This is a genomic window from Aequorivita nionensis (assembly GCF_046352995.1).
In the GTDB taxonomy this organism is placed as follows: domain Bacteria; phylum Bacteroidota; class Bacteroidia; order Flavobacteriales; family Flavobacteriaceae; genus Aequorivita; species Aequorivita nionensis.
On record NZ_CP130281.1, the window covers coordinates 1,506,544 to 1,531,867 of the forward strand.

General features: G+C 37.5%; 21 protein-coding genes and 2 tRNA genes. 12 read left to right on the forward strand and 11 right to left on the reverse strand.

The genetic code is table 11. The annotated features are described in order from the left end of the window. Positions 1–51 precede the first annotated feature (51 nt). The 5 genes from Q2U82_RS06860 to Q2U82_RS06880 all read right to left on the reverse strand — a co-directional run bounded on the left by Q2U82_RS06860 (position 52) and on the right by Q2U82_RS06880 (position 5,713). Positions 52–2,382, reverse strand: coding sequence for a choice-of-anchor L domain-containing protein (locus Q2U82_RS06860; RefSeq protein ID WP_410006945.1), 2,331 nt, complete (start codon positions 2,380–2,382; stop codon positions 52–54). A gap of 143 nt (positions 2,383–2,525) precedes the next feature. Further along, positions 2,526–2,921 (reverse strand): hypothetical protein, encoded by a 396-nt coding sequence (locus Q2U82_RS06865; protein ID WP_410006946.1) that lies wholly within the window; start codon positions 2,919–2,921, stop codon positions 2,526–2,528. Between the two features lie 57 nt (positions 2,922–2,978). Beyond that, positions 2,979–3,464, reverse strand: coding sequence for a MepB family protein (locus Q2U82_RS06870; protein WP_410006947.1), 486 nt, complete (start codon positions 3,462–3,464; stop codon positions 2,979–2,981). A 31-nt stretch (positions 3,465–3,495) separates the two neighbouring features. Continuing rightward, positions 3,496–3,888, reverse strand: coding sequence for a hypothetical protein (locus Q2U82_RS06875; RefSeq protein ID WP_410006948.1), 393 nt, complete (start codon positions 3,886–3,888; stop codon positions 3,496–3,498). A gap of 235 nt (positions 3,889–4,123) precedes the next feature. Further along, on the reverse strand, positions 4,124–5,713 hold the full coding sequence (locus tag Q2U82_RS06880; protein WP_410006949.1) for a T9SS type A sorting domain-containing protein: 1,590 nt from the start codon (positions 5,711–5,713) through the stop codon (positions 4,124–4,126). A 297-nt stretch (positions 5,714–6,010) separates the two neighbouring features. Between Q2U82_RS06880 and Q2U82_RS06885 the strand changes: the two genes are divergently transcribed. Then, on the forward strand, positions 6,011–7,093 hold the full coding sequence (locus tag Q2U82_RS06885; protein ID WP_410006950.1) for a diphosphomevalonate/mevalonate 3,5-bisphosphate decarboxylase family protein: 1,083 nt from the start codon (positions 6,011–6,013) through the stop codon (positions 7,091–7,093). On the opposite strand, the gene Q2U82_RS06890 is transcribed toward Q2U82_RS06885, so the two are convergent. Next, on the reverse strand, positions 7,090–10,254 hold the full coding sequence (locus Q2U82_RS06890; RefSeq protein ID WP_410006951.1) for a CHAT domain-containing protein: 3,165 nt from the start codon (positions 10,252–10,254) through the stop codon (positions 7,090–7,092). The genes Q2U82_RS06885 and Q2U82_RS06890 overlap by 4 nt on opposite strands. 504 nt (positions 10,255–10,758) lie before the next feature. Here Q2U82_RS06890 and Q2U82_RS06895 point away from each other — a divergent pair. The 3 genes from Q2U82_RS06895 (at position 10,759) to Q2U82_RS06905 (ending at position 15,231) form a co-directional block, all read left to right on the forward strand. Next, entirely contained in the window at positions 10,759–11,697 is a 939-nt protein-coding gene (locus tag Q2U82_RS06895) for a mevalonate kinase (RefSeq protein ID WP_410006952.1), read from the forward strand. A gap of 125 nt (positions 11,698–11,822) precedes the next feature. Beyond that, positions 11,823–14,285 (forward strand): T9SS type A sorting domain-containing protein, encoded by a 2,463-nt coding sequence (locus Q2U82_RS06900; RefSeq protein ID WP_410006953.1) that lies wholly within the window; start codon positions 11,823–11,825, stop codon positions 14,283–14,285. Between the two features lie 34 nt (positions 14,286–14,319). Then, the gene (locus Q2U82_RS06905; RefSeq protein WP_410006954.1) at positions 14,320–15,231 is read left to right on the forward strand and encodes a geranylgeranylglycerol-phosphate geranylgeranyltransferase; all 912 of its coding nucleotides are present in this window, start codon (positions 14,320–14,322) and stop codon (positions 15,229–15,231) included. Between the two features lie 31 nt (positions 15,232–15,262). On the opposite strand, the gene Q2U82_RS06910 is transcribed toward Q2U82_RS06905, so the two are convergent. Further along, complete coding sequence (locus Q2U82_RS06910; RefSeq protein ID WP_410006955.1) at positions 15,263–15,799, reverse strand: TrmH family RNA methyltransferase; 537 nt, start codon at positions 15,797–15,799, stop codon at positions 15,263–15,265. A 156-nt stretch (positions 15,800–15,955) separates the two neighbouring features. Here Q2U82_RS06910 and mutS point away from each other — a divergent pair, with 156 nt between their 5' ends. The 3 genes from mutS to Q2U82_RS06925 all read left to right on the forward strand — a co-directional run bounded on the left by mutS (position 15,956) and on the right by Q2U82_RS06925 (position 18,863). Then, positions 15,956–18,547, forward strand: coding sequence for a DNA mismatch repair protein MutS (gene mutS / locus Q2U82_RS06915; RefSeq protein ID WP_410006956.1), 2,592 nt, complete (start codon positions 15,956–15,958; stop codon positions 18,545–18,547). 97 nt (positions 18,548–18,644) lie between these two features. Beyond that, positions 18,645–18,717 (forward strand) — tRNA-Gly (locus Q2U82_RS06920). A 62-nt stretch (positions 18,718–18,779) separates the two neighbouring features. Next, positions 18,780–18,863: transfer RNA gene (locus Q2U82_RS06925), tRNA-Leu, on the forward strand. A 116-nt stretch (positions 18,864–18,979) separates the two neighbouring features. On the opposite strand, the gene Q2U82_RS06930 is transcribed toward Q2U82_RS06925, so the two are convergent. After that, positions 18,980–19,240 (reverse strand): hypothetical protein, encoded by a 261-nt coding sequence (locus Q2U82_RS06930; protein WP_410006957.1) that lies wholly within the window; start codon positions 19,238–19,240, stop codon positions 18,980–18,982. A 157-nt stretch (positions 19,241–19,397) separates the two neighbouring features. Between Q2U82_RS06930 and Q2U82_RS06935 the strand changes: the two genes are divergently transcribed. Then, positions 19,398–20,165, forward strand: coding sequence for a helix-turn-helix transcriptional regulator (locus Q2U82_RS06935; protein WP_410006958.1), 768 nt, complete (start codon positions 19,398–19,400; stop codon positions 20,163–20,165). Positions 20,166–20,219: 54 nt separating this feature from the next. Here Q2U82_RS06935 and Q2U82_RS06940 read toward each other — a convergent pair whose 3' ends face one another. The 3 genes from Q2U82_RS06940 to Q2U82_RS06950 form a co-directional block, all read right to left on the reverse strand. Further along, complete coding sequence (locus Q2U82_RS06940; protein ID WP_410006959.1) at positions 20,220–20,456, reverse strand: hypothetical protein; 237 nt, start codon at positions 20,454–20,456, stop codon at positions 20,220–20,222. A 34-nt stretch (positions 20,457–20,490) separates the two neighbouring features. Next, positions 20,491–20,706, reverse strand: coding sequence for a hypothetical protein (locus Q2U82_RS06945; RefSeq protein ID WP_410006960.1), 216 nt, complete (start codon positions 20,704–20,706; stop codon positions 20,491–20,493). A 150-nt stretch (positions 20,707–20,856) separates the two neighbouring features. Next, on the reverse strand, positions 20,857–22,095 hold the full coding sequence (locus tag Q2U82_RS06950) for a 3-deoxy-D-manno-octulosonic acid transferase (RefSeq protein WP_410006961.1): 1,239 nt from the start codon (positions 22,093–22,095) through the stop codon (positions 20,857–20,859). Between the two features lie 127 nt (positions 22,096–22,222). Between Q2U82_RS06950 and Q2U82_RS06955 the strand changes: the two genes are divergently transcribed. The 4 genes from Q2U82_RS06955 to Q2U82_RS06970 all read left to right on the forward strand — a co-directional run bounded on the left by Q2U82_RS06955 (position 22,223) and on the right by Q2U82_RS06970 (position 25,175). Next, positions 22,223–23,380: a DegT/DnrJ/EryC1/StrS family aminotransferase gene (locus Q2U82_RS06955; RefSeq protein WP_410006962.1), complete on the forward strand. Its 1,158-nt coding sequence runs from the start codon at positions 22,223–22,225 to the stop codon at positions 23,378–23,380. Beyond that, positions 23,380–24,399 (forward strand): UDP-glucose 4-epimerase GalE, encoded by a 1,020-nt coding sequence (gene galE, locus Q2U82_RS06960; protein ID WP_410006963.1) that lies wholly within the window; start codon positions 23,380–23,382, stop codon positions 24,397–24,399. Before Q2U82_RS06955 ends, galE begins: the two co-directional genes overlap by 1 nt. Positions 24,400–24,501: 102 nt before the next feature. Continuing rightward, a complete protein-coding gene (locus Q2U82_RS06965) occupies positions 24,502–24,693 on the forward strand; it encodes a hypothetical protein (RefSeq protein ID WP_410006964.1) in 192 nt (63 codons plus the stop codon). A 137-nt stretch (positions 24,694–24,830) separates the two neighbouring features. Beyond that, on the forward strand, positions 24,831–25,175 hold the full coding sequence (locus Q2U82_RS06970) for a cupin domain-containing protein (protein ID WP_410006965.1): 345 nt from the start codon (positions 24,831–24,833) through the stop codon (positions 25,173–25,175). Positions 25,176–25,324 lie beyond the last annotated feature (149 nt).

Below are 25,324 nucleotides of genomic sequence, written 5' to 3' on the forward strand. Positions count from 1 at the left end.
ATAACCCCCATGGCTCCAGTGGTTTTGCCAGGCTCGCGGCATTATAATTAGTTATCGTTTTAAGCTGAAGTGGCCGCGATAAATCATTCCGTTTTTGAAGGTGGCTTTAAACCAATAATCTGAAGAGGGCATTTGTTTGCCGTTATAGGTGCCGTCCCAACCGTTGCTGTCTAGGTCTAGCGCATAAAGAATTTTACCGAAACGGTTGAAGATTTCTACACGCGCCAGTTGTTCGTTGTTACGGTCTTGCCCCGCTACTTGCCAGTAATCGTGGTAACCGTCATTGTTTGGGGTGAAAAAATTGGGGAAGCCAATAACGTATGCTAGTATAGTTGTGGCACCGCAACCGTTGGTATCTTTTACTGTTAGTGTATGTTCGCCGGGAGAGACGTTTTCAAAGATGGGGCTTTGCTGAAAGGGGCCATTGTCTAAGGCATAAATATAGTCGCCAACGCCTTCTGCCACTACCGTTAAGGTTGCATTGCCAACGTTGCCCGTTAGTTGGTAGGTTATTTGGGCAGTTTCGGAAGCTATTACAGTAAATGTGCGCGTGTTGGTGCAAGAATAGGTTTCGTTGTTGATGGTTTTGCTGCGGGTTACGGTTAGGGTGTAGGTTCCAGGCTCATTTACTTCAATGGTGGGTGTGGTTTCGCCATTGGACCAGCTGAATGCTGCGTCTGTAATTGTTCCCAATAAGCCTGAAGCTATTGTAATGGTGTCAGGGTAAGTGTTTAGGCAATAAATGTAGGTTTCTTCGCCTTCAAATTCTGGGGTGTTGATTATGTTGAGGTTTATTTTGGCAGTGCCCAGGCAACCTCTGTCTCCGCTGATTCGGGCATAAATAGTTTGAGTGTTTGCTTGAGTGTTTGTGAAAGGGTCTGGAAGCGGGTTGGTTTGTGAAATTGCTTCGTCGTAAGAAAGATGATAGGTTACTTCGGTATTATTTCCGAAGAGAATTTGTAATTCTGAAGTTGTTTCAGAAAAATTAAAGCTAGCAAAACCTGGGGTTCCTGCTGTTGAACAATTCACCAAAGAGAAATCTGAAACCGTATTTGTTGTGGTTTTCAAAGTTATTTCCGCTATACCTATGCATCCGTAATCAGAAACTACACGGGCGTATATAATCTGGTTAGGCTGGTTGTTGGTGTATCTTTCTGGGTTTCTTATTGCATCAGTGTTATTCTGTGCGTCCGTAAAGGTTTTGTGGAACGAATAAAGGCGAAGAAGCGGGTCTCCGTTAATGATGTTTTCTTCAGCATCAAAAAGGTTGAAGGTTGCCAGACCATCGGCCAGCGGTTCACACTGGTATAACTCGGTGTTTTGGACGGATATCGGGCCTGAGTACTGAATGAGAACTTCATCTGTGGCAATGCAATTGTTGCCGTAGTCTATTTCTACTTTATAGATGCCAGCAGTGGTGACGGTGAGTTGGGCGGAGGTTTCTCCAGTAATAAGTATGCCATCTTTGTACCATTTATAGCCCAAAGGGGTTGTTCCTTGTGGCGTGGCATCCAGAATGTAGCTTTCGTTTTCGCAAAGCGGGTTGTTAGTAATAAAACTTCGGTCTGGACCCAGGTTGGCAGCAATGTTGAAACTGCCTCCTTCAAGGAAAACAGCAGAATCGTAACGGTAATTTGCTTCGTCTGCAATTACGAGTTTTATGTGGTAGGCTTGGTTTACAGTTACGGGGGTTTCTGCAATTAGGATTTTGGTCTGGCCGTTGAAGTTTATGGGAACGTTAGGGCCGTTCCAGCCTTCAAAATAGGTTTCGTTAATAGGCGGACAAGAACCAGGAATTCCGGAATGGACGGTAGTGACCAAAACGGGAGTATTGGTGCCAGGCACGAGGGCGATGTTTTTATAAGTACCGCCAATGGGCTTTATTAAAAAAGCAAAAGCATCACTATAAATACAGGTATTGGGATCTCCTTCTTGGTATTCTTCTGAGGCGAAGAGGTAGCGAAACCGAATATTGTCTGCGTTAGGAACAAAATCGAATTCTATAATTGTGGCGTTTGTTGTGTTGCTTATGTTTAAGGCGGTTTCTAAGTCTTGGTCGCCGTTCCAACTTGGGGCGTCGTCATCGCTTAGGGTTGTGTTGGGGCCCGGCACGTGGGTTAGCTTGCCGGTACTCATTACAATTCCTTTTTCAAACGGGAAAGTACTTCCATTGGCACTGAAATAGCCAAAACTTTTGTCGCCATCGGGAAAATTACCGCTAGTAGTGGCGGTTATTTGAACGTTGCTGATGCAGCCGCTATCTATTAGAATATCTTCAACGAGTTGTTGGGGAGTGTAGGTTGTGGCGTCTACCCGAATGTTTTGTGCAGGGGCGAATTTTATGCAAAAAACGACCAATAGCAAAAAAAAGACCAACTTCATTTAATGGGTATTACTTTTCTTTTATAGCGGGGGCAAAAGTAAGGCTTTTGGTTTCTGGTTTCAAGTTTCTTGTTTGAAATTTTGCGTAGTGGTTTCTTGTTGTTGCTTGGTTGTTGAGGTTATGGAGATACATATTGTGCTTTTCAGGTCCAATTCACATTAAAAATTATTAACCCACCAAAAAGCATTGCAAACGGAGCTATCAATTGAAAATAGATTGGCTTAAGCAGGTCTGCACTTTTCATTGAAAAACTGTGGTGGGTTTTTCTGGGAATTAGATAAAGTATTAGTGAGGTTAAAACCATAATTCCTCCAAATATTTTAAACGCTAAGGGAAGCTTGGAGAAATCTGCGTAGAGAATCATTGCTATTGCGGGTATTAGGCGGAGTGTTATTTCGGCATAATTAATAAAATTGTTGCTTCCGGCTTTTCGCAATATCGCTCTTGCTTTTTTAGGAGCGAAGAGCATAAGCAAGCCTACAAAAATTATAAAAACTCCGAACAAGATTAGTATCCATTTTGCCGCAGTTATTATCATAATTTAGGGTGTTTAAATTGCCGGATTAAATTGTATAACACAGCTTGAAGCTTTTTATCAATTGTTTGTATTGTATAATTTTTTCACTTTTTTAAAATCGGTTGTTCCTCCAATTTCATAAAAATAATCTAGCTGCCATTGTTGGGTTTTTTCAGCTTGTTTATTGGTTGGTATGGTCCAAACAGGGTAAACACGAAAACCTCTTTTTCCGTCTTTTTTTTCAGTAATTACTATTTCTTTAGTTATTAGAATTGATTTGGGAAAAACAAATTGTCCGTAATGGTTTTCACGCTTCACGTTTATAACATAGAAGTGGAAGTTGTCTTTTTCAGAAAAGGGTTCCGTGATTCCTTTTGTATTTCTTTTCCAAAAAGTGACGAAGTGCCCTACTTTTTTAGGGGTTATTTTTGCAGTTCTGCTTATTGCTAATTGTCCGTTTACTTGAAATTGGCAGGCGCAGTATTCTTTACTTTCAGGTTCAGTTATAAAGTCAGAAATGGTTAAGCCACATTTGCGGTAGATTTCTGAGTTGATTTTATCCATTACCTTAAGGTGAATATTTCACATTTCAGTATTAGATTGGCTTATTAACCTCGAACTTCAACCCACTTTCGCTGTCTGTGAAAAAGGTTTTGTCTCCACTTTGGGAAATTTTAAGCGTCATTTTTGTGCGGGTAGTGGTGATGGTTTGCGTGCTAGGATTGTAGCTCCAAGTTGCATTTTTATTTGAAGTGGTGCTGTATGAATAAGCTGTGCCGTTTTGCTGTTTTTCCTTTATCTCAAAACTATTATTAGCATAAAGGTTAATAACGGCATTGGCCATTGCTGCTGCCATTTTTGGATTGCTAGCGCTGTTTTCAACATTTACCACAAGCCAAGTGCCTGTAACGTCTTTTTGGGTTAGAGATTGGCTTTGTGCAGTGGCAGCAAGGAGAACGAAGGCGAAGAGAGCAATTAGATTTTTCATTGGTATATTATTTAAAGAATTGTTTTATGTGTTTTTAAACTTTTGTGAAAGATAGGAAATTTTTATGCTTTTTGATGCAGAACAGGAAAGGAAACACCAAACAGGATTGAAGGAAAACACGTCTGGAATGAAACATATTGCAAATTGTTGCAGCTATTATTTTGCTTCAGCTGGAAATGAAGAAGCCTCTTTTACAGAGGCCTCTATCAAATTAACTGATTGTAAATGAAAAAAATTATTGTTTCGTTATTTTAAGGGTTGCTTGTTTTCCTTCTAGGGTTTTTATGGTTGCAAGATAGATTCCTGTTGCACTGTTGATTTCAACATTTAGTTTTTGAGTGTTTTTATAGTCTGAAGAAGAAACAACTTGGCCAAGCATATTTGTAATTGTTACATTGATTTCTGAAAAGCTTTCGCCCAGATTTATTGTGAATCTACCATTGGTTGGGTTTGGGTAAGCACTTAGCGAAGGTCCAAAAGTGTTTTTTGAAATTCCTAGGATTGAAGAAGTGGTTTTAAAAATCCAATAATCATCAGAACCTTCACTATTCTCTGTCTTATCGCCTGAAATATTAGAAGTGGAAGAGCAGCCCATTATAAAATTGCCGTCAGAAGTTGGCAGAACATAAGTGCCACTTTCATCTAAACTACCACCGATAGAGTTTTGTGAAATTAAATTTCCAGTGGTGCTTAGCTTTAAAAGCCAATAATCATATCCTCCATTGCTATTTTCTGTTTTATCTCCACTAATAGGGCCGAAACTCCATCCTGCGAGCATATAACTGCCATCTGCCAATTGCTTTACATCGCGAAGGTAGTCTTCAAATTGTCCTCCAAGTGTTTTTTGCCAAGTTATGTTTCCTGTGGCATCAAGTTTTAAAACCCAATAATCAAAGTCACCTCTTGAATTTTCAGTTTTATCGCCAGAAATGTTGGATTTTGAATAGCCTCCTGCAAGATATCCTCCATCTGCGGTTTGTATTAGGTCTCTGAGTACATCAATATCACTTCCGCCTATGGTGTTTTGCCAAATAATATTTCCAGTGTCGTCTAGTTTTATTATCCAAAAATCTGATCCGCCTTGTGAATTTTCTGTTTTATTGCCTGAAGCAGGTGAGTTGGAATAGCCTCCCAAAATATAACCTCCGTCTGCAGTTTGAAGTGTAGCCTCCATACGGTCTACCAAGCTGCCGCCGAAAACTTTTTGCCAAACTATTGCACCCGTACTATCCAATTTTAGCAGCCAATAGTCGCGCTGCCCATTGCTTGGCAGTATTTTATCGCCAGAGATGCCGGAATCTGAATATCCGCCCACAATATAGCCACCATCAGCAGTTTGCTGTCCAAAGGTGTCAAAATCTGGCTGGGCACCTCCATAAGTATGTTGCCAAACAATGTTTCCAGAACTGTCCAATTTCAATATCCAAAAATCGAGTCCGCCACGGGAATTTTCGGTTTTGTCGCCAGAAATGTTGGAATCTGAACCCCCAATAACTATGTATCCGCCATCACTGGTTTGTTTAACAACGTTCACATAGTCTTCATTGCTTCCGCCAATGGTGTTTTGCCATTCAATTGAACCTAAATCATTAACTTTTACAATCCAAATATCTATTGTCCCATTGCTATTCTCTGTTTTATCACCCGAAGCGTCGCTAAAAGAATATCCACCAAGAATATAGCCTCCGTCTGAAGTGGGCTCCATGGTGTTTAAAAAATCTGCGGAATCACCGCCTATGGTGTTCTGCCAAAGAATAGCAGGGTCTTGGGCAAAGACTGTAAAGATGCCCAATAGTAATGCGAAAAGTGTAATTGATGTTTTCATGATTTGTTTTTTTAAGGATTATATAGGTATATCGAATTTGTTGTAAAAATGTCATCAGTTTTAAATGAGAAATGAGAAGTGAGAATTGGGAAGAAATTTTTCACATAAAAAAATGCCCCACATTTCAGGGGCATTCCGGTTGTTGTTCAGCCGTAAAAACTATTGAAAAATCTTTGTTTTTATAATCCTTAAATCTTTAGACCCTTCTTTAGTTTATATATTTACATCGAATCGTTTTCAAAATGTCATCACTAAAACCAAAAAAGAATTTTACTTTTGTAATCTATCCCTATCAATATGCCGCAACACAGATTCATCGTTTGTAGTTACACCAAATCTCTATCATTAGGAACTGTTTCTTGGCAATCGCCTAGCAATATAGCTTTGGTGAAATATTGGGGGAAATATGGCGAGCAAATGCCCATGAACGCTTCCGTCAGTTTTACCTTGAAGAACTGCAATACCAAAACTTCGTTGTCTTTTGAAAAGAAAGATACCGAAGGCTTTGATTTTGAAGTATATCTTGATGGGAAAAGAGAGGTTTCATTCGAACCGAAGATTAAAAAGTTTTTTGAAAGGGTAGAAGTGTATTTGCCATTTTTGAACAATTTCAAATTTAAAATAGAAACCACCAATAGCTTTCCACACAGTAGTGGCATCGCTTCCTCGGCCAGTGGGATGAGTGCTTTGGCCCTTTGTTTGATGGACATGGAACGGCAAATGCAACCCGAAATTCCAGATGATTATTTTGTTGAAAAAGCTTCTTTTTTGGCTCGTTTAGGCTCGGGAAGCGCTTGCCGAAGTATTGAAGGGCCGCTAATTGTTTGGGGCGAACATCACGAAGTTGATGGAAGCAGTAACCTTTTCGGCACAAAATATCCTTTTGGGGTTCATCAAAATTTTAAAAATTACCAAGACACAATTTTGTTGGTAGATAAAGGTGAAAAACAAGTGAGCAGCACCCTTGGTCATGATTTGATGCTAGACCATCCTTTTGCGGAACAACGTTTTAGGCAAGCAAAGGAAAATCTCTCCAAATTGATTCCTGTTTTTAAAAAAGGCGACCTTTCCGAATTTATAAAAATTGTGGAGAGCGAAGCATTATCGTTGCACGCAATGATGATGACTTCAAGACCCTATTTCATTTTGATGAAACCAAACACTTTGCAGATAATCAATCACATTTGGAAATTTAGGGAAGAAACCGGTAGCAATATTTGCTTTACATTGGATGCAGGTGCCAATGTTCACGTACTTTATCCAGAAATTGAAAAGGAAACTGTTTTGCACTTCATCAAAAAAGAACTTTCAAAATTCTGTAAAAACGAAGAGTTTATTGAAGATGAGGCGGGTTTGGGCGCTGAAAAAATTCTTGACTAGACCTGTTTCTCCTTTTTGTTTCGCATTATGAGAATAATAAGTGCGAAACCAACAATCCCTGCCAATACATACCACCACCAAGCTACATTATTATTTAAATCTATTGGGGTAGTATCGCCAATAAGTACAAGACCGGCCCAATATTGAGGAGCAACTGTACGGCCCTCAGCTTTGGCTATATAACTTAGTTTTGCTTTTCGCAAGGCTTCATCTTTTGGCATTCCTAAGGAAAGATTGTCGTAAAAAAGTTTTACGATTTTGGCACTGGATTCTTCGTCTATTTCCCAAAGACTGGTCAATATACTCTCGCTTCCGGCATAATTAAAAGCGTGCGCCAAAGATATCATTCCTTCACCAGCTTGATAGGAGGGCTTTCCTGTTTCACAAGCGGTTAGAATGGCGAGATTGGAGGAAAGATCTATATTGTAAATTTCATAGGAGTAGAGCGAGTTCTCGTCATAATTTTCTTCGCCATTGGTTTTTTTTGCAAAGATAAGGCGGCTCAACTCGGGGCTTATGTTATTGCTTTCTGCGTGGGTGCCAATGTGTATTATTTTGTGTTCCTTGGCCCGGTTAATGAACAACTCTTTGCTTGCGTTTTCATTTATAAAATAATTGCCGTCAAAAACCTTGGCATATTGTTTCACCAAATCTTCGCTGAAAGGTTGAGGGAGTAATGTTAAATAGGTTTTGTCCAACGCTACGGAATCCTTGATTGTAAGTTTGTATTCTTCCTTCATTTTTTTGTTGAAACCTGGTGCAAATGCTATAAACTCTGAAGAATAATCGGCAACTTTTCTTTTGTCTTTGTATAGCAAAAGGCTGAAATTATAGGAAATATAATACTTTGCCAACAGGCTGATTGATGCCATTTCCTGAAAATTACGCATTGGTTTTGTGGTAAGAGTTTCAAAACTGAGGTTGAAAAGATCACGATCGGGAACGATAACTACTTTTTCTGTACGCACATATTTTTCCAGAGGAAACCATAGTGCGTGATACAGCTCATAAAGTAATGGACGCATTTTTTCAACTGAAAACTCATCGTTTTGAAGTTCTGAAATGTGGTTTTTTACTGGTGAATAATTTAGCCGTATCATTTTTTTTATTGAGGGTGAAACCACAAAAACATAGAGTTCATTTTCAATAAAAATATACCGGACCACTGTAGTATTTGTCGGTATTTTTTGTTGAAGGTCGTTCATGGGTTCTTCCAAAGTTGCATAACGCATTTTGTAATATCTGGGATAATTTTCTTTCAGAGAATCTAGAAATTGTTCCCAGTTTTCAGACGCTTCAAAAAAAGGGGCTATGCTGCTGTTTTCTGAATCGTTTAGGGAAGAAACCATTTTTGTCTTCAAAGTATTTTCCCTTGAAATCACTTCTTTTGGAATGTGTTGAAAAGCCACATTGTCCCGAAGGTTCAATCTGGAACGAATACGGTTATAAATACTGGATTCATGAAGCGCTATCATTTTGTCCAGATATACTTCATCTTTGGTCATTTGAAAAAGTTCAAGCCTAAGTTTTTCAGCAAAATTTAAAAGCTCTTCGTTTTCAGTTATTAATAGCGTAACGTCTTCATTATTGCTGACCACTTTTTTTCGCTGGTCTAAAATTGCAACACCTTCTTCCACTTGATCTAATAGGCCTTTCAAAAAAAATGGATTCTTGTTTTCCGTGGAATAGTATTTTGATTGGGCATTGATAAGTAATGCCTCTGGTTTGCGATATTGGCTAAGGATAGAATCTGTAGCGTTTATTTTTTCACCTTCTTTTATCACATTAAAACGCAGTGCTTCCTCGCTAATTTTTTCAGCTAGACTATATTCTTTAAGTAAATAATATACGTGTGCCAAATTGATTGTGTGGTAAAACTCCTGAAGGGTATTTTTAAAATCGCCTGTGTGGGTGAAATTATATGTTTCCTTAGCTAGAGAAATCGCTTTCTCCTTTTTTTGGTTTTTTGCAGCGAAGAGAGAATATTCCAAAATGTTGTCTAAAAAATCTTTGGTGTATGTATTTCCCATAGATTTTCGATAAAGAATTTCTGCTTTTTCATAAAAAAGTGCGGCATTTTCAACATCTTCCATAGACTCATAAATGGTTGCACGGGTTGACAGGGCGGCGGCTTCCCAATATAAATCTGAACCGGGGCTAGTCTTTAAAAGCTCCAGAGCTTGGTCTGCGTTTTCAGCAGCGCCTTCAAAATCACGGCTTGCGGTTTTGGCTTCAGCAAGAATTATGTTGGAGATGATGAGGTTGATGTCATTCTTTTCGAAAAGCTTTTTTTTCTGCTCAAAAGAATATTCAATAAGTTCTTGAGAACGGGAGTATTCGCCCAAAGTATTATAAAAAGTAGCCATATTATCAATGACTACACATTGATTGTTTTTTGCTTTATAGGTGCGAGCCTCATCCGTAGAGCGATTTATATATTCCTGAAATCCTGTAATTGATTCTTCGGAAATGCTAATGGCTTCTTGGTTTTTTCCGAGTGCATTCCACAACACAGCAAGGTTCATTTTTACCAATGCGGGGCGATAAAAGCGGTTCATTATATCAGTTTCATCCGTTTTTTCCAATACTTCCACGGCTTGCTGAAAATAGAACTTGGCGCTGTCCAGTTTTGATTCCTGCCACATCATTCCTCCAAGGGCGTTATAGACTTGATTGTAAAAAACATAGTCTTCCTTTCCGGTTTTTTTCAAGAGATGTAAGGCTTTTTCGTAATGCTTTTTTGAAAGTGGAAAATTCCCCAATTTAGAGGCGTAATAGCCCTTGCGGTATTCCAAGCCTGCAATGTCGGTGTTCTTTGGCTCTTTATTTTGAATGGCAAAGGGAGTTGCTGACTCCAAAAGGTTATAGGATTTTTGATGCTGCCCAGCATCATCATAAATCCAGCCCATTTCTGTAATTGCTTCAACAACAAAATGTGGCGAAGCGTTTTTTGTTATTTCTTTAAGAAGGGTTTCGGCCTTGGTAATAGCCAGTTTTTTGTCGCCACTATTCAACTTAAAACTGCCTTCAAACTGGATGTAACTATAAAGGCTGTCATATATTTTTTTTGTGCGATAATGAGTAATGTTTGTCGAAACTGCCGCGCGGGCTTTTTCAAGTGAATCCTGTTCAATCAGGATTTGAATTTCTTTCACGGTCATAATTTTTTCCTGAGAATAAGTTTTAAACACAGAAAGAAGAATGATGCTATGGAGTAAGGAAAAAAATATCCAACGTTTGAATTTCATAGATGAAAACCTCAAAAAAAGTAAATGTTTTAGGGGATATTTTGAAGAAAGATACAAATTATTTTTGATTGGCAGCTTGTATATAACGCTATTGCTTTATGAGGTTACTTCAATTTTGCTTTTAATATTCTGTCTAAATTTGGTATTCCGTGTTGTTGACCCCAAAATTGATTCGTTCATTGAAGCACGTGGTCTACTGACCTCTAAAGGGTTTTATATTGTATCTTGCAACATATCAAAGGTGGTAATAATGTTGTCAAAAAAATGTACAAAACTTAAAAACAGTCCATTATAAGATTAGAGATTAGATTTATTCACAAATCTTTCTGAAAATATATTTTTTAAAATAGTTATCTTTGTGGCAGATTTAAATTTTTAGAATAAAATTCTGTAGTTTTATAATTACAACAACAGCTTATGCACGGCCCCCTCTTTTACTCAAAAATTTTACTTTTCGGTGAATATGGAATTATTAGGGATTCCAAAGGACTTTCCATTCCGTATAATTTTTACAATGGGGCTTTAAAAATGGATACCCATCATACCATTTCCACACACAAATCAAACGCTAGCCTCAAAAGATTTTCTGAATATTTGGAGACGCTCCAAACAGAAAAACCAAAACTGGTTTCTTTTGATATGAATGCACTGAAAAAGGATGTGGAAAACGGATTGTATTTTGACAGTAGTATTCCGCAGGGTTATGGTGTTGGCAGTAGCGGCGCTCTGGTAGCGGCAATCTATGATAAGTATGCCAATAATAAAATTACCGTTCTTGAAAATCTTACCCGTGAAAAATTGCTTACTCTAAAAGCTATATTTGCAGAAATGGAATCCTTTTTCCACGGAAAATCTTCAGGTTTAGATCCATTGAACAGTTATTTGAGTCTTCCTATTTTAATCAATTCCAAAGATAATATTGAGCCTGCCGGCATACCGTCTCAAACCGAAAATGGCAAAGGCGCTGTATTTTTATTAGACAGTGGGAGCATTGGCGAAACTGCTCCAATGATCCAAATTTTTATGGAGAATATGAAGCAGGAAGGTTTTCGAAATATGCTGAAGGATCAATTTACAAAACATACAGACGCCTGCGTGGAAGATTTTCTGCAGGGCGATGTAAAATCACTTTTTGGAAATATCAAACAACTTTCAAAAGTGGTTTTGGATAATTTCAAGCCCATGATTCCAGCCCAGTTCCACAAACTTTGGAAAAAGGGAATTGATAGCAACGCATACTATCTTAAACTTTGTGGCTCCGGCGGGGGCGGCTATATGCTTGGCTTCACTGAAGATATTGACAAAGCCCGCAAAGCCTTAAAAGATTATAAACTGGAAGTGGTTTATAATTTTTAATTAGGTATTCTATCAGATCCTTTCTATTTAATTTCAAAACACAAAATATATTTTGATTACTTTGGTCATGGATGATTTCAAATTTGAAATTGTTTACCATACCTTACGTTTAAAATTATTAGAAAATGAAAACTAAATTACTCCTATTCCTTCTTTCCATATTCTCTCTGATTAGCTACGCTCAAATTACTTTTGAAAGCAGAGTGGTTATCGATAATCGAAATGCGACCAACAATCCGCGCTCTGTATTTGTAGCAGATATTGATGGAGATGGAAATAATGATATTCTTTCTGCCTCTTCAGACGATAGTAAAGTTGCATGGTACAAAAACGATGGCCAAGGTAATTTTGGAAATCAACTTCTAATTAGCATAGAAGGGATAGGTGCCTCTTCGGTTTTCGCTATAGATATTGATGGCGATGGAGATAGTGATGTGTTATCTGCATCAATATATGACAATAAAATAGCGTGGTATGAAAATTTGGATGGTCTGGGTTCATTTGGCTCCGAACAAATTATAACTACAGACGCTACAAATGCTTGGTCAGTTTTTGCCACGGATATTGATAATGATGGCGATATGGATGTGCTTTCTTCTTCGGGAAGCAAAATAGCTTGGTATGAAAATATTGATGGATTGGGAAGTTTTGGAAATCAAAATATAATAAATGCAGATGCTCAAACTGCATATTCGGTATATGCTGCCGATTTTGATAATGATGGTGACATGGATGTGTTATCAACCTCATTTATTGGTGGAGAATTACTATGGTATGAAAATTTAAATTCGCAGGGACAATTTGGGTCTAAACAAAGTATAGGCAGTGGTGCTAATTTTAGACATGCGAGAGCTGCAGATTTGGACAGCGATGGCGATATGGATATAATTTCAGCTTCAGGAATTTCTGGAAACGAAACTTTAAGGTGGTATGAAAATTTAGATGGTAATGGAAATTTCGGAACTAAAGAAATCATCTCCACCGGAACCTCTGAAGCACTTTATGTTTTTGCAGCTGATATGGATGGCGACGGAGATCTTGATATAATATCAGGACTCTATTCTGATCAAAATCCTGCTATTGAATGGCACGAAAATTTAGATGGTCTTGGAAATTTTGGTATCGTTCACCAAGTCAATACGTCTTCAAGTTATGCCATTGCTTTATATGTTACAGATATTAATAATGACGGTCATCCGGATATTATTTCAGCTTCAGAAGATAGAATAGGGTTTAATAAAAACTTAGATGGAAACGGAAATTTTGGGATGCATCAATGGTTCACTTATAATGTAGATGCTCCTCAGGGCATAATCACTGCGGATATAGATGGAGATGGAAATCTCGACGTTATATCTACGTCATACATTGACGGCGAAGTTGCCTGGTATAGAAATATGGATGGCTATGGAAATTTTGATGCTCAAAAAACGATATCCCAAAGAAATTATGGAACCAAAGCAATAGCCGCAAAAGATATTGATGCTGATGGAGATTTAGATATTGTATTTGCTTCGCAACACTATATAGCTTGGCATGAAAATTTGAATGGAAATGGAACTTTTGGTAACAAAAAAATAGTAATGGAAAATTATTCAGCTTCAACACCTTATTTTGACGTAGCGGCTGAAGACATGGATGGCGATGGCGATATAGACTTGGTGACTGCAGCGTTTACGGGTAATCTATCATGGCTTGAAAATTTGGATGGTCAAGGGAACTTTGGACCTGAACAAATTATTGTAAACGATATTTATATGAGTCCGTATAATATTCATGTGGGTGATATTAATAACGATGGAAAATTGGATATTGTTACTGCATCACTAATAGATGGAGCGGCAAATTGGTATGAAAATTTAGGAAATGGCAATTTCGGCCAGCCTCATTTAATTACTTCAAGTTATAACAACAATATAGATTTTGTTCACGCTGCCGATCTGGATGGCGATAACGATTTAGATGTCATAATTACCAAGAGATGGGATGATCAAATTGTGTGGTTTGAAAACACGGATGGTCTAGGAAATTTTGGTTTAGAAAACCTTATAACCTCAATAGTCGATTTTCCCTTGGGGCTTTATTCAGCAGATGTGGATAACGACGGCGATATGGATATCCTAGCGACTTCTGTGAATGATAATAAAATTGTCTGGTATGAGAATGTTGATGGTGTCGGGAACTTTGGACCGCAAAATACTATTATGGCTGATGCAGGTGGTGCAAATTTTGTAATTGCCAGCGATTTGGATAACGACGGTGATATGGACGTTATCGCATCCTTGAATTCTGCAAACGAAATCAGATGGTTCAAAAACACCCTTATCTTGGGCACTAATGAAAGCGCCCCCCTGAATTTTTCAATTTATCCAAACCCAACATCAAACACTTTAAATATAACAGTTGAAAAAACAATTCAACAAATTGAACTTTATAACAATCTAGGTCAGTTGGTAACAAAAAATATTGAAATTTTGAATGATGGGAATTCTGAACTAGACATTTCAAAGTTAGCGACAGGAGTTTACTTTGTCAAAATAAAAACTGATGACGGCGAAATTGGCATTGAAAGATTTATTAAAGTATAAATTTGCTTAGCAAATAATTCTGAACATAATAAAAATGCTCAATAGAAAACAAAAACTCTTCCTCCTAAAGTTTTTCAGCCTGTTTTCTGTGGTCCGCGGCTACAACATACTTATTATTGTAATCGCCCAATACCTTACCAGTATTTACATTTTAGCACCAGATTTACCGGTACGTCAAGTTTTATTTGATGTAAATTTATTAATGCTGGTATTGGCTTCGTCATCTGCAATCGCCGGGGGTTACATCATAAACAGTTTTTATGACAGTGAAAAGGATTTAATTAACCGTCCGCGAAAAACGATGCTAGATAAGCTGGTAAGCCAGCGAACCAAGCTTTCTGCTTATTTTGTGCTCAACTTTTTATCTGTCATTTTTGCGAGCTATGTTTCCTTTAAGGCAGTACTATTTTTCTCAATTTATATTTTTTTCCTTTGGTTCTATTCTCATAAGCTTAAGAAATATCCTTTCATTGGAAATATTACTGCAGCCATTCTCGCGGTGGTACCTTTCTTTGCGATTTTTGTGCATTACGGCAATTTTGACATTATCATTTTTGTACATGCAACCTTCTTGTTTTTATTGATTTCCATGCGCGAATTAGTAAAGGATCTCGAAAATATAAAAGGTGATTTAACCCATGGTTACAATACAATCCCCGTAGTTTATGGTGAAAAAACTTCAAAAAGGATGTTGACTGTTTTGAGTATATTGACACTGGCGCCAATCATTCTGCTCATCACAAAGTTTAAGGAAGAAATAGGATATATGGATTACTATTTTTATGCAAGTATCGCCGGTTTGATGGTGTTTCTTGCGGTTTTGTGGTATTCAAAAAACAAAATACATTATATGGTTTTGCATAATATTTTGAAGTTTGCCATCGTCATTGGCGTTTTCAGTATTGTACTGATTCACGTGAATTTATTGCTTCATCGATTTTTTTAAAATTTGGAGAAAGAATCAAGATAAAAATTTACTACTTTTTCATCTTCACAAATAAATCCCAAACAACAACGCCCACGCTTACCGAAATATTTAAAGAATGTTTGGTGCCGAACTGTGGAATTTCAATAACCGCATCACTGGCGGTTACCACTTTTTGCTGCACACCTTTTACTTCGTTCCCGAAAATCACTGCATAAGTCAATTCCTTTTGAACAGAAAAATCGTTGAGGTTTACCGCAAGTTCCGCTTGCTCTATGGAAGCCACAAAAACGCCTTCGTTTTGCAGTTTTGAAACCACTTCCATAACATCTTCAGCATATTCCCAATCCACGCTGTCCGTTGCGCCAAGAGCGGTTTTTTGAATATCTTTATGTGGCGGTTTTGCCGTAATCCCACAGAGATAGATTTTCTTTACCAAAAATGCATCTGCAGTGCGAAAAACGGAGCCGATATTGTTCAAACTGCGGATATTATCCAAAATAATAATCAGTGGCGTTTTCTCAGAAGCTTTGTATTCTTCAGGGTTGATGCGGTCCAGTTCGCTATTTTTTAGTTTGCGATTTTTCATAGATGACAAAGTTAATCGTTAGCGGGCTAAAGTTGAAGCGAATTGTTGATAAAACCCAATAAATCCTAATCACTTCATTTTAAAGAAAACGGCAATTTAGTTACATTTATCGATTAAAGATTTTTTTGAATTATGGCGACGAAGGAAACCCCGTTAATGAAGCAGTACAATACCATTAAAGCAAAGTATCCCGATGCTTTGTTACTGTTTCGCGTGGGCGATTTTTACGAAACTTTTGGGGAAGACGCAGTTCGCGCCGCTGGAATTTTGAACATCACACTCACTGCCAGAAATAATGGCGGTGATAATGTTGAGCTCGCTGGTTTTCCGCATCATTCACTGAATACATATTTGCCAAAATTGGTTATGGCGGGCTGCCGCGTTGCAATCTGTGACCAATTGGAAGATCCAAAAATGACCAAAACCATCGTAAAGCGTGGGGTTACGGAATTGGTAACGCCTGGCGTTGCTTTTAATGATGACATTTTACAATCAAAATCGAACAATTTTTTGGCGGCGGTCCATTTTGGCTCCAAAAATTTAGGGGTTTCATTTTTAGATGTTTCCACGGGCGAATTTTTGGTTTCGGAAGGTTCTGCGGAATATGTTGATAAATTACTTCAGAATTTTAATCCTTCGGAAGTGCTCTTTTCAAAACAAAAACGAAAGTTTTTTTCTGAAAACTTCGGTACTAATTATCACGTTTTCCATCTCGAGGATTGGATTTTCCAAAGCGATTATTCTTTTGAAACGCTTACGAAACACTTCGATGTAAAAAATCTAAAAGGTTTTGGCGTAGATCATTTGGAAGAGGGCATTATCGCCGCCGGCGCCGCGCTTCATTATTTAACCGAAACGCGCCACACAAAATTGCAGCATATTTCACGCTTATCGCGCATTGCCGAAGATGAATACGTTTGGATGGACCGTTTTACCATTCGCAATTTGGAATTGTACCATTCCAATCAGCAAAATGCGGTGACGCTTTTGGATGTGATTGATAAAACAATTTCGCCCATGGGCGGGCGGCTTTTAAAACGGTGGATGGCGCTTCCGCTTAAAAATGCTGAAAAGATAAACCGCAGGCACGAAGTGGTGAGTTTTCTGTTGGACAACCCGATTACTTTAGAAAAAACCCAACAATACACGAAACGCATCGGCGATTTGGAGCGACTCATTTCAAAAGTGGCTACTGGAAAAGTGAATCCGCGGGAGGTTATTCAACTTAAAAATTCCTTGGAAGCGGTTGTTCCCATAAAAGCGTTGGCGCTGAATTCTAAAAACGAATCGCTGAAAATTATTGGCGAACAATTGCACGATTGTGAATTGCTTCGAAATAAAATTAAGGAAACACTTTTTGAGGAAGCTCCCGTAAATATTTTGAAGGGAAATTCTATTGCTGAAGGTTTTTCGGAAACGCTTGATGAACTTCGGAATATTTCAGCAAACGGAAAGGAATATTTAGATGAAATGCTGGAACGCGAAACCAAACGCACGGGTATTTCTTCGCTAAAAATAGCTTCAAACAATGTTTTTGGATATTATATTGAAGTCCGAAACACCCATAAAGACAAAGTTCCGCCGGAATGGATTAGAAAACAAACGCTTGTTAGCGCAGAAAGATATATCACCGAAGAACTAAAGGAATACGAAACCAAAATTCTAGGCGCAGAGGAAAAAATCCTCGCTTTGGAGCAGGAAATTTTTGCAAAACTGATAGATTGGATGCTGCAATTTATTGGTTCCGTGCAGCAAAATGCAGCTTTGATTGCACAAATGGATTGCCTTTGTTCCTTTGCAACGCAAGCCAAAGAGGCAAATTACACGCGGCCATTGCTGGATGACACTTTTGATTTGGACATAAAGGAAGGCCGCCATCCAGTAATCGAAAAACAACTTCCGCCAGATGCACCTTATATTGCGAACGATGTTTTTCTCGATCGGGAAAATCAGCAAATTATTATGATTACCGGGCCAAACATGAGCGGTAAATCGGCCATTCTCCGCCAAACTGCTTTGATTGTTTTGTTGGCGCAGATGGGAAGTTTTGTTCCCGCATCTGCAGTGCGGATGGGCTGTGTGGATAAAATTTTCACAAGAGTAGGAGCGAGCGATAACATTTCAATGGGTGAATCTACTTTTATGGTAGAAATGAACGAGACGGCGAGTATTCTTAATAATTTATCGGAAAGAAGTTTGATTTTGCTGGATGAAATTGGCCGTGGCACCAGTACTTATGATGGAATTTCCATCGCGTGGGCTATTAGTGAATATTTGCACGAGCATCCATCGCACGGAAAAACACTTTTTGCGACCCATTATCACGAATTGAATGAAATGACCGAGACTTTTCCGCGAATAAAAAACTACAATGTTTCGGTGAAAGAATTAAAGGACAATGTGCTTTTTCTTCGGAAACTGGTTCCGGGCGGAAGCCATCACAGTTTCGGAATTCACGTGGCAAAAATGGCCGGAATGCCGCAAGCGGTACTTCAACGGGCTAATAAAATCTTGAAAAGACTTGAAAAAAGTCACGCTTCCGAAGAATTGACTGAGGAAATGAAGGCGGTTTCCAAAGAAGAAATGCAATTGAGCTTTTTTAAACTGGACGATCCATTGCTTGAAGAGCTTCGCGAGGAAATCTTAGAGATTGACATTGATACACTTACCCCCGTAGAAGCATTGATGAAACTGAACGAGATTCGGCGTATGTTGCAGCGGAATGCTTCGGTAAAATTTAAAAAGTAAAATTCAGCAATAATTTATCAAAAAAGACTTTGCTTTTGAAGTAAAATTTTTAAATTTGCTCCCGCTTTCAATAGGAAGTACGTTCTTATAATTTTCTGCGAAAATAGCTCAGTTGGTAGAGCGCCACCTTGCCAAGGTGGAGGTCGCGGGTTCGAATCCCGTTTTTCGCTCAACCTTAAATGCCGGATGCAATTCGGCATTTTTTGTTAAGTCCGAGTTGTATTAAACAACTGCTCGAGTGGTGGAATTGGTAGACACGCCGGACTTAAAATCCTGTGACCATCTGGTCGTGCGGGTTCAAGTCCCGCCTCGAGTACAAAAGCTTCTTCTTTATTGAAGGGGCTTTTTTTTTTTTGGGGATATTTGAAATTAATGTATAAAAAAAGCCCTTCCAAATTTGAAAGGGCTTTCAGTTTTTTAGCAATAAAATGCTTATTGACCGTCAGTAGCGTCTTTTACAGCCTCTTTAGTGTCATCAGCAGCTTGCTCAACAGCTTCGCCTGCATCTTCCATAGCATCTTCTGTAGCTTCAGCAGCGTTGTCTATAGCATCGCCAGCTTCGTCCATTGCGTTTTCTGCGTCAGTTTGCATAGTTTCAGCAGTTTCTTCAGCGTTTTCTTTAGTAGTTTCTCTGCAAGAGTAAACAGAAGCAACCAATGCAAGAGCGGCAAGTGATAAAAAGATTTTTTTCATTGTTGAATAGATTAGTGATTAATAGTGTGCAAAAGTAATTAAAATTTTGATTGTGTATCATTTATAAGTTTATTTTTTGATACGATTGCAATAATTTTTTTCAGGAAATTATCCATGGTTTTTTTGGAAATATTCCAAAAAAGATTAATTTTAAAGCATGAAAAATACTATTTCTATAGAAGCTACGAGATTTAAAGCACTCCGTGAGGAGCTGCGCCATACCCAACAATCGTTTGCAGATCTTCTTGATATTGGCGCTACAACTGCTGATATTGAAAGAGGTAAAACTAAAATTACTGGAAAAATTGTGATGGAGCTTATGGGGCAATTTAATATCAACCCATTATGGCTTTATGGTAAAAGTTTTGAAAAGTACATAGATATTTCTCGTGGTGATATTAGTCCAAAGGTCGTAACCGTGGATACTTCAGGCAACGACAGTATATTATTGGTAAACCAAAAAGCAGCAGCAGGTTATCCAAACAATATTCACGATTTAGGGTGGTATCAAAGCTTGCCTGCATTCAATATTCCTTTGCCAGAATATAGAAATGCATCTTATCGTGGGTTTCAGGTAGAAGGTGATAGCATGCTGCCCAATATTAAACCAAATGAATGGGTTTTGGGTCGAGCCGTGCCAAGTATTAATGAAGCTGCAGATAGCAAGATATATATCGTAGTTTTAAGAGATTCCGTTTTAGTGAAAAAACTTCAGAAAATCCCGAATAATCCTCAAAGTATAAGGCTCATTTCCATCAATGATGAATATTTGCCTATTGATGTAAAAGTGAAGGATATCCAAGAGCTTTGGATGGTAAACAGTAAACTGAGTTTTGGAGTGGACGAACCTTCTGAAAGTAATTTACTTCGTCAACTACAGCAATCCATGGATGAGCTTAAGGGGCAAATAAGCAGTTTGAAATAGAAAGAGGGACGCTTCATTTGAAACATCCCTCTTTTATTTTAAAAGACTAAGAATTTACTCTTTATCTTTCACTTTTATTTTAACGTTTCCGTCGTCGTCAGTTTTTATTTTGGCTTTTTCGTCTTCGGTTTCCATTTTAATTTTATCACCGTCGTCTTTAATCTTAATATCGGCACCCTTGTCCTGCATTTCTTCAATAACTTCTTCTTTTTGGGATTTTTGTTCTCTACATGAAGAAAGAGAAACTGTTAAGAATCCTGCAAATAGGGCAATAATTGTTAACTTTTTCATTGTTTTTAGGTTTTAAGTTAGTGTTTATAATTTATTAATCGTTCCCGATTTCGTCAATTTTTTTATCGATTTCCTCGTTTACTTCTTTATCTACTTTTTTAGCGGCACGTTCAAGGATGCCTTCATTTTCATTAGTTTCGGGAGTTTCTACTTTTACTTCGCGTATCACTTCTTTGGTTTCTGTCTTTGTATCACGACACGAACCCAAAGTTAAAGTTGCAATGGAAATCAATACAAATAATTTTTTCATAATTAGATTGTTTTTCGGTTTAAGCAAATCTAATCTATTTGAAATGGAATGGTTGACAATAAAATCCCAAATAATGTGAAAAAAATATTAACATTTACGAAAAATAATGAGAATAACTCATTCATTTATGCGGAAACGCTTGTGTGATACTTAAAAATGAATACGTATATAATTGGCTATTTTCTGGGTAGCACCGGTATTCTTGTTCACAAAATGACCACAGATCATTCCAGTTTTGTTTCGGAAATTTGCATTCGTTACTAATTTGTTCAAAATCTCGCTACAATCTGAAGCATTATTAACGGAATAAAGACCGGCCAGATCTTGTAAACGTATGGCTTCAGGAAATTCGTTGTAGTTTTTTCCAATCACAATTGGCACTCCAAAAGTAGCCGGTTCCAAAATATTATGAAGCCCTGTCTTTCCCATTGCACCACCCACATAAGCAATGTCTGCATAGCTGTAAAGTTTGCTCAACAAACCAATACAGTCAATTATTAAAACAGAATATTCTGAAATGTTCACGTCGTCTTTACTGGAATGAAGCACAGTTTTTTTGATAATAGATTTTGTGAAAGTTTCAATCTTTTCAGTATCTATTTTATGTGGAGCGATGATAAATTTCACATTTTCGGGTGATGAGTTTATATAGTCTAAAAGCACCGTTTCATCCTCTTGCCACGTACTTCCGCAGACAATGCAGAGCGAATTACCTTTAAAATCTTCAGCAAATTTTAGTGTGTTGTCCATTTCAATTTGATGGGAAACCCTATCAAACCGGGTGTCACCGCTAATGGTTACATTGTTGAAACCAATTTTTTTTAGAAGTGTTTCTGAATTTTCATCCTGCAAAAAAAAATGATCAAAACTGCCAAGGGCTTTTCGCATAAAACTTCCGTAGCTTTTGAAAAAGATTTGATTCTGTCTGAAAACACCCGAAACTAAAAGCGTGGGAATGTTTTTTTTCTTAAGTTCTAAAAGATAATTGGGCCAAAATTCATATTTCACAAAAAGCGCAAATGAAGGATTAATTGCAGCGATGAATTTTTTAGCATTTGAAGCGGTATCCATGGGCAAATAAACAACTGCATCTGCTAAAGGGGTGTTTTTCTTAATTTCAAAACCAGATGGCGAAAAAAAGCTGACCACTATTTTATGGTCGGGTTTCAATTTTTTTATTTCCTCCATAATTGGAACGCCTTGTTCAAATTCGCCCAATGAGGCACAGTGGAACCAAACAGTTTTATCTGTAGTTGAAATTTTTTGTTGAAGAATTTCAAAAACATCCTTTCTGCCATTGATAAAAAGTTTCATTTTTTTGTTGAATAGTGCTATTATCCTCAAATGAAAGGAAGCTAAATGAATCAACAAATTATAGATTGTGTGCATACTAAGCAAAAATACCAAATTTCAAGTACCAAACACTAAATAACAAATTCCAAATCCCAAATTAACGAACCCCGCATATCAAATATCATTTTCGTAATTTTACCGAATTCAAAATTATTTTATCAGGATGAAAAAAATACAAATGGTTGACCTTAAAGGTCAGTATCAACATATAAAAGAGCGAGTAGATAGTTCTATAATGAACGTAATTGAAACCACCGCTTTTGTAAATGGTCCCGAGGTTCACGAATTTCAGAAAGAACTGGAGCAATATTTAGATGTGAAACACGTAATTCCGTGCGCGAACGGAACTGATGCACTTCAAATAGCAATGATGGGGCTTGGGCTGAAGCCTGGTGATGAGGTCATTACGGCTGATTTCACTTTTGCCGCTACGGTTGAGGTAATAGCGCTTTTACAGCTCACTCCTGTTCTGGTGGACGTAGATCCTATAAGTTTTAATATAGATGTTGAGGCGATTAAAAAAGCAATCACCCCAAAGACTAAGGCAATTGTCCCTGTTCATCTATTCGGTCTTGCGGCGAATATGGACGAAATTATGGCTATTGCCAAAGAACACAATCTTTATGTAATTGAAGATAACGCCCAGGGAATTGGTGCCGATTATATCTCAAAAAATGGAACTACAAAGAAAACGGGAACTATTGGGCATGTGTCTTCTACTTCTTTTTTTCCTTCAAAAAACTTAGGCTGTTATGGAGATGGCGGCGCTATTTTCACAAATGACGATGATTTGGCACACATTATTCGCGGAATTGTAAATCACGGAATGTATGTGCGCTACCACCACGATGTGGTAGGTGTAAATAGTAGATTAGATTCAATTCAGGCTGCGGTGCTTCGTGCAAAACTTCCACATTTAGATAATTATAATACCGCTCGCAAAAAAGCAGCACAAAAATATTCCGATGTATTTAAAGGGCATAAACACATCATAACCCCAACGGGTTGTGGTAAATGCTCTGAAACTAGTTTTGAGAATTGTAACTGCCACGTTTTTCACCAATACACTTTGAGAATTATAAATTCTGACCGTGATGCTTTGGTCAATCATTTAAGTGAAAAAGGAATTCCGTGCGGGGTTTACTATCCAATTCCACTGCATCTTCAAAAAGCTTATAAAGACGAACGCTATAATGAGAAAGATTTCGCAGTTACAAATCAGTTGATTGAAGAAGTGATTTCCTTGCCAATGCACACAGAACTTGATGATGAACAGATAAAATATATCACCGAAACTATTATAAATTTCGTTACTAAATAATGAAAAAAATACTCGTTACAGGCGGATTGGGATATATTGGTTCCCATACCGTTGTTGAACTTCAAAATTCAGGTTATCAGGTTATTATTATAGATAACCTGTCCAATTCGTCTTTAGATGTTTTGGAAGGAATAACCAATATTTCCAAAACTCCACCAGCTTTTGAAAGGCTGGACCTTCGTATAAAAGCAGATGTTACTGATTTTTTTAAAAGGAATCAAGACATTGAAGGCATCATTCATTTTGCGGCCAGTAAAGCTGTGGGAGAAAGTGTAGAAAACCCTTTGCTTTATTATGAAAACAATCTTAATACACTAATTTACTTACTTCAGGAATGTAATTTTTATGGAATTGAAAACTTTATCTTCAGCTCATCCTGCACGGTTTATGGAGAACCAGATTCGTTGCCAATTACTGAGGATGCACCTGTAAAAGAAGCGACTTCGCCCTACGGGAATACAAAACAGATCAGTGAAGAAATATTAAAGGATACGTGTTCCGTATCTTCGTTGAAATCTATAGCACTCCGTTATTTCAACCCAATTGGAGCGCATAGTACTGCAGAAATTGGGGAACTTCCTGCTGGAGTGCCACAAAATTTAGTGCCTTTTATAACGCAGACCGCTGCCGGACTGCGAAAAGAATTATCAGTTTTTGGGGATGATTATCCAACGGAAGATGGAAGTTGCGTTCGTGATTATATTCACGTAGTAGATTTGGCGAAAGCCCACGTTATAGCCTTACAACGATTGCTTTCTAAAAAAAATGAAACACAGTTTGAGGTTTTCAATTTAGGAACAGGCAGAGGGAGCTCTGTATTGGAAGTAGTGAATTCATTCGAAAAAACTACTGGTGAAAAACTGAACTATAAAATTGTGGATCGTCGCCCTGGTGATGTAATTTCTGTTTATGCAGATACAAAAAAGGCAAACGAAGTTTTGGGCTGGAAATCTGAGAAAACAATGGAAGATGCTTTGAAATCTGCGTGGAAGTGGGAGAAAAAGATTAGAAATCTCTAAAAATACATCTGTTTATCAAATGTTTAACCAGGGTTTAACAGCTTAAGTTTGGAATTGGTGGCTTACATTTGTTTCTTTGCCCCAAATAGATAAACAAAAGTTATGAAGTTAGTTTCAGTGAAACGACAAACAAAAACAGAAAAACGATTTACAGAAAAGATGGGAATGTTCACTACGAGCGTGATATATATCAAAAAGACATTTTTGAATATTCCTTTTAAAACCCTCCACAAATACCGCGAAACCTATTACGGTGAAGTTAAGGATTGTGCTGATTGTAGCATAAGCGCGTAAGAGATTTCAAATTATAACCAAAAACACCGAATGATAAATTTTCATTCGGTGTTTTTAGTTATATATGATTTAACTCATATTTTTAAACTTTCATAATTATTAATTTTGAATCATTCTAAATAAAAAAGAAAAATATTATGAAAGTAGCATCACTGATTAACGATCTTCAATACAATGAAAGCAGACCAACAATACAAGTTTTGTTTGAAACGGAAGTTGGCAAAGAAATTAGAATAGCCTTTAAGGAAGGTCAGGTAATGAAAGAGCACAAAACACCTTTCCCTATTGTTGTTGAAATTTTTGAAGGTGCTATTGATTTTGGAGTAAACGGAATCATTCACAATTTAAAAAAAGGAGATATGGTTGCATTAGAAGGTGGAGTTCCCCATGATTTAAAAGCCTTGGAAACAAGTACGGTAAGATTAAGCCTTAATAAAGCAGATTCGGCAAAACGTGTGGAAGATGTTGCAAAAAATTCTTGAGATAATCTGCGTTTGTAAAACTAATTATGTTCGAAAAAATTATAAATGATATGAGTACTGGACTGTTGCTTTGGCAAATAGTAAACCTTTTAATTTTATGCGTTATCGTTTATATACTTTATAAAATCGTGAAAAAAGTTAGCAAATGG

Coding starts and splice junctions, on each gene's coding strand:
- Q2U82_RS06860 (WP_410006945.1), bottom strand. CDS start 2,382: ATGAAGTTGGTCTTTTTTTTGCTATTGGTCGTTTTTTGCATAAAATTC.
- Q2U82_RS06865 (WP_410006946.1), bottom strand. CDS start 2,921: ATGATAATAACTGCGGCAAAATGGATACTAATCTTGTTCGGAGTTTTT.
- Q2U82_RS06870 (WP_410006947.1), bottom strand. CDS start 3,464: ATGGATAAAATCAACTCAGAAATCTACCGCAAATGTGGCTTAACCATT.
- Q2U82_RS06875 (WP_410006948.1), bottom strand. CDS start 3,888: ATGAAAAATCTAATTGCTCTCTTCGCCTTCGTTCTCCTTGCTGCCACT.
- Q2U82_RS06880 (WP_410006949.1), bottom strand. CDS start 5,713: ATGAAAACATCAATTACACTTTTCGCATTACTATTGGGCATCTTTACA.
- Q2U82_RS06885 (WP_410006950.1), top strand. CDS start 6,011: ATGCCGCAACACAGATTCATCGTTTGTAGTTACACCAAATCTCTATCA.
- Q2U82_RS06890 (WP_410006951.1), bottom strand. CDS start 10,254: ATGACCGTGAAAGAAATTCAAATCCTGATTGAACAGGATTCACTTGAA.
- Q2U82_RS06895 (WP_410006952.1), top strand. CDS start 10,759: ATGCACGGCCCCCTCTTTTACTCAAAAATTTTACTTTTCGGTGAATAT.
- Q2U82_RS06900 (WP_410006953.1), top strand. CDS start 11,823: ATGAAAACTAAATTACTCCTATTCCTTCTTTCCATATTCTCTCTGATT.
- Q2U82_RS06905 (WP_410006954.1), top strand. CDS start 14,320: ATGCTCAATAGAAAACAAAAACTCTTCCTCCTAAAGTTTTTCAGCCTG.
- Q2U82_RS06910 (WP_410006955.1), bottom strand. CDS start 15,799: ATGAAAAATCGCAAACTAAAAAATAGCGAACTGGACCGCATCAACCCT.
- mutS (WP_410006956.1), top strand. CDS start 15,956: ATGAAGCAGTACAATACCATTAAAGCAAAGTATCCCGATGCTTTGTTA.
- Q2U82_RS06930 (WP_410006957.1), bottom strand. CDS start 19,240: ATGAAAAAAATCTTTTTATCACTTGCCGCTCTTGCATTGGTTGCTTCT.
- Q2U82_RS06935 (WP_410006958.1), top strand. CDS start 19,398: ATGAAAAATACTATTTCTATAGAAGCTACGAGATTTAAAGCACTCCGT.
- Q2U82_RS06940 (WP_410006959.1), bottom strand. CDS start 20,456: ATGAAAAAGTTAACAATTATTGCCCTATTTGCAGGATTCTTAACAGTT.
- Q2U82_RS06945 (WP_410006960.1), bottom strand. CDS start 20,706: ATGAAAAAATTATTTGTATTGATTTCCATTGCAACTTTAACTTTGGGT.
- Q2U82_RS06950 (WP_410006961.1), bottom strand. CDS start 22,095: ATGCACACAATCTATAATTTGTTGATTCATTTAGCTTCCTTTCATTTG.
- Q2U82_RS06955 (WP_410006962.1), top strand. CDS start 22,223: ATGAAAAAAATACAAATGGTTGACCTTAAAGGTCAGTATCAACATATA.
- galE (WP_410006963.1), top strand. CDS start 23,380: ATGAAAAAAATACTCGTTACAGGCGGATTGGGATATATTGGTTCCCAT.
- Q2U82_RS06965 (WP_410006964.1), top strand. CDS start 24,502: ATGAAGTTAGTTTCAGTGAAACGACAAACAAAAACAGAAAAACGATTT.
- Q2U82_RS06970 (WP_410006965.1), top strand. CDS start 24,831: ATGAAAGTAGCATCACTGATTAACGATCTTCAATACAATGAAAGCAGA.